The sequence below is a fragment of the Castellaniella sp. genome (assembly GCF_034007085.1).
Taxonomy (GTDB): Bacteria; Pseudomonadota; Gammaproteobacteria; order Burkholderiales; family Burkholderiaceae_B; genus Castellaniella.
The window spans coordinates 1-3,372 of record NZ_JAVERO010000183.1 but is presented as its reverse complement, the minus strand read 5'-3'; the positions used below and the strand labels follow the sequence as shown (position 1 = coordinate 3,372).

The following is a 3,372-nucleotide window of genomic DNA, read 5'->3' as shown; positions in this document are numbered from 1 at the left end:
CATCCATGCCCTGATGCTGGAAATGGCTGAATTCGAAAAATTGACCGACATTTTCCAGGCCACGCACGCCAGCCTGAAAGACAGCTTTTTCGGTCCGGACCCAGCGGCCCACTGCCTGGTCACCACGACGACCGAGGATCCCGCCACGGCCATCGCCTACATCATGTGGTTTCACAACTATTCCAGCTTCCTGGACCGGCGCGGCCTGTACCTGGAAGACGTCTACATCACCCCCGCCCATCGGGGGCGCGGCCTGGGCGGCTGGGTGCTCAAGCACCTGGCGGCGCTGGCGGTGGAACTGGGCTGCGGCCGGTTCGAATGGGTGGTCCTGGACTGGAACGAAAACGCCATCGAATTCTACAAACACCATGGCGGTGAAATCCTGGACGATTGGCGCGTCGTTCGCGTCACAGGCGATGCCCTGCAGCGCCTGGCCACGCAGGATTAGCCCTGAACCATCCTCGAACCGATCAGGAGCCCTTGCATGTCGATCCGCGTCTCCATCGTTTCCACGCGCACCGGCGATGACGGCACGACGGGTCTGGGCGACAAGACCCGCGTACCCAAGGACGCCCCTCGCATCATCGCGCTGGGCGATGTGGACGAACTGAACAGCGCCATCGGACTGTGGCGCGCCCTGACCGTACCGACCGACATCGACACCTTGCTGAACCGCATCCAGCACGACCTGTTCGACCTGGGCGGCGAACTCTGCATCCCAGGCTGGACGGCGCTGACGGATACCCACGTACAGCGCCTGGACAAAGCCCTGGCGCACTACAACGCCGAATTGGGCCCGCTGCAGGAATTCATCCTGCCCGGCGGGTGCCCGGCCGCTGCCCAGGCCCACATGGCCCGCACCATCGCCCGGCGGGCGGAACGATCCGTGGTGACGCTGGCGCGCCAGGAAACGGTCAACCCGCCGGTGCTGCACTACCTGAACCGCCTGTCGGACCTGTGCTTCGTGCTGGCCCGCTACCTGAACCGAGCAACCGAAAAGCAGGATACTTTATGGATGAGACAGGACACGGATCAGTCCCCTGCGGACTGATCCGTGCCTGTCGAATCCGAGCCGCTTGCAAGCGGCGAGGTGGAGAGCTGCGACGGCTTGAGACCAAGTCGCTTGCAAGCGGCGAGGTGGAGAGCTGCGACGGCTTGAGACCAAGCCGCTTGCAAGCGGCGAGGTGGAGAGATGCGACGGCTTGAGACCAAGCCGCTTGCAAGCGGCGAGGTGGAGAGATGCGACGGCTGAAGACACCCCGTCTCAGCGCTGATCGTCCGAATGCACCTGCAGTGCCTCCAGGAAACGCGACACCATGTTGTAGGCCGCGATGGTGGCTGTCAGCTCAACCAGTTCCCGGTCCTGGAAATACGCCCGCACGGCCTGGAACACCGCATCGGGCACCTGTACGGAATGCGTCATGGCATCCGTGTAGGCCAGCACGGCGCGCGCCCGCGCATCGAACCGGTCCTCCGGGATCACATCCAGGGCCAGGGCATCGAGCTGATCCTGCCGCAGCCCCTCGCGCAAGGCGATGGGCGCGTGCTGATCGGCTTCGTAGGACGCGCGGTTCAAATGCGCCACGCGCATGATGACCAGTTCGCGCATGGCGCCGTCCAGGCTGCAACGGTGGCGGATGGCGGTCAGATAGGTCAGCCAGCCTTCGGCTGCAGGCGGGCTGTGCAGCAGCATCTGGTACAAGTGCAGTACGCTGCCGCGCTCGGCGACGATCCGGTCGGCCAGCGCGGCGGCCTCGCCCCGGCTCAGGTCGGCGTAATCGATTCGGGCCATGAAAGTCTCCTGGACATTCCCCGGGCCACCGCCCGGGAAGGATGAATGGGAAAAGATCAGGCAGGCAAGACCTGGCGAACCGTCCGGTCCAGCCGCGCAACGATCTCGTCGATGTCCGCTGCCGTGCAAATGAACGGCGGCGCCAGCAGCACATGGTCCCCATGCACCCCATCGATCGTGCCGCCCATGGGGTACATCATCAGGCCGTTCTCCATGCCCTGGCGCTTCAGGCGCGCATGCGTCTTCAGGGCCGGATCCAGCACGGACTTGTCAGCCCGGTCACGCACGAACTCGACGCCCACGAACAGCCCTCGCCCGCGCACATCGCCCACATTGGGGTGATCGGCAAACACTTCGCGCAGGCGTGCGCGCAACTGCTCACCGCGTGCCAGGACGTTGGCCAGCAGGCCATCGCGCTCGATCACCCGCTGCACCGCCAGGGCAGCCGCGCAGGCCGTGGCGTGCCCCATGTACGTATGGCCATGTTGAAAAAAACCGCTGCCGCCCACGATGGCGTCATAGATGCGGCGGCTGGCCAGCATGGCGCCAATGGGCTGATAGCCAGCCCCCAGGCCCTTGGCAATGGTCAGGATATCCGGCGCCACCCCGTCTTCGGCGCAGGCATACAGATGGCCGGTCCGCCCCATGCCGGACATGACCTCGTCCAGAATCAGCAGCACGCCGTACCGATCGCAGACTTCGCGGATGCGGCGCAGATAGCTGCGCACCGGCGGCAGCGCGCCAGCCGTGGCGCCGACCACGGTTTCCGCCACAAAAGCCGCAACCTTGTCCGCGCCGATTTCCAGGATTTTCTGCTCGAGCTCTTGCGCCAGCCGCGCAGCGTACTGCTCTTCGGTCTCGTCGGCGCGCTGATCTCGGTAGGCGTAACAGGGCGAGACATGATGCGCCGGCGCCAGCAGCGGCAGAAAAGGCGCACGCCGCCAGGCATTGCCGCCAATGGCCAGCGCGCCCAGCGTGTTGCCATGATAGCTCTGGCGACGGGCGATGAACTGGCTGCGGGTCATTTCCCCGCGCTCGACGAAATACTGGCGGGCCAGTTTCAGCGCGGCCTCGATCGCCTCGGACCCGCCAGACACGAAATAGACGTGGTCCAGATCGCCCGGGGCCGCTGCCGCCAGAAAGTCGGCCAGGTCCTCGCTGACCTGGGTCGTGAAAAACGACGTATGGGCATAGGCCACCTGGTCGAGTTGCGCCTTGATGGCGGCAATCACATCAGGATGCCCGTGTCCCAGGCAGGACACGGCCGCCCCGCCCGAGGCGTCCAGGTACTGGCGGCCGTCCTGATCAAACAGGGAAATCCCCTGGCCGCGCACGGCGCGCTTGAGCGTATGCTGGGGATTGCGATGGAATACATGGGTCATGGCATGGCTCAACAAGTGTTTCGTGTATCATAGATCATGAAACAAATAATTCAACCCCTCAGCGACTTCTTTTTGCCCATCCCTCATGTCGGCCCCTTGCTCCCTGGATGAACTCACCCGCCACATCCAAGCCCGGTATCCGGACCTCAGCCCCCAGTTCCAGGTGGGCGCCCGCTACCTGATCGACCATCCGACCCA

The 3,372-nt window shown here is 64.7% G+C and carries 4 protein-coding genes; 2 read left to right on the top strand and 2 right to left on the bottom strand.

What is annotated here, in order from left to right; genetic code table 11:
- Nucleotide 1: 1 nt before the first annotated feature.
- Nucleotides 2-448 (top strand): GNAT family N-acetyltransferase, encoded by a 447-nt coding sequence (locus RBR29_RS11345; protein ID WP_320349366.1) that lies wholly within the window; start codon nucleotides 2-4, stop codon nucleotides 446-448.
- A gap of 36 nt (nucleotides 449-484) precedes the next feature.
- Nucleotides 485-1,051, top strand: a complete 567-nt coding sequence (locus tag RBR29_RS11340) for a cob(I)yrinic acid a,c-diamide adenosyltransferase (RefSeq protein ID WP_320349365.1) — start codon at nucleotides 485-487, stop codon at nucleotides 1,049-1,051.
- A gap of 213 nt (nucleotides 1,052-1,264) precedes the next feature.
- Here the strand turns inward: RBR29_RS11340 and RBR29_RS11335 are convergent, their stop codons facing one another.
- Together RBR29_RS11335 and RBR29_RS11330 are read right to left on the bottom strand one after the other, a co-directional pair.
- Nucleotides 1,265-1,792: a carboxymuconolactone decarboxylase family protein gene (locus RBR29_RS11335; protein WP_320349363.1), complete on the bottom strand. Its 528-nt coding sequence runs from the start codon at nucleotides 1,790-1,792 to the stop codon at nucleotides 1,265-1,267.
- Between the two features lie 56 nt (nucleotides 1,793-1,848).
- Nucleotides 1,849-3,174 (bottom strand): aspartate aminotransferase family protein, encoded by a 1,326-nt coding sequence (locus RBR29_RS11330; RefSeq protein WP_320349361.1) that lies wholly within the window; start codon nucleotides 3,172-3,174, stop codon nucleotides 1,849-1,851.
- Between the last annotated feature and the right edge of the window lie 198 nt (nucleotides 3,175-3,372).

Bases quoted from the DNA above. Each gene is read 5' to 3' on its own strand.
- RBR29_RS11340 (WP_320349365.1), top strand. From the start codon at position 485: ATGTCGATCCGCGTCTCCATCGTTTCCACGCGCACCGGCGATGACGGC.
- RBR29_RS11335 (WP_320349363.1), bottom strand. From the start codon at position 1,792: ATGGCCCGAATCGATTACGCCGACCTGAGCCGGGGCGAGGCCGCCGCG.
- RBR29_RS11330 (WP_320349361.1), bottom strand. From the start codon at position 3,174: ATGACCCATGTATTCCATCGCAATCCCCAGCATACGCTCAAGCGCGCC.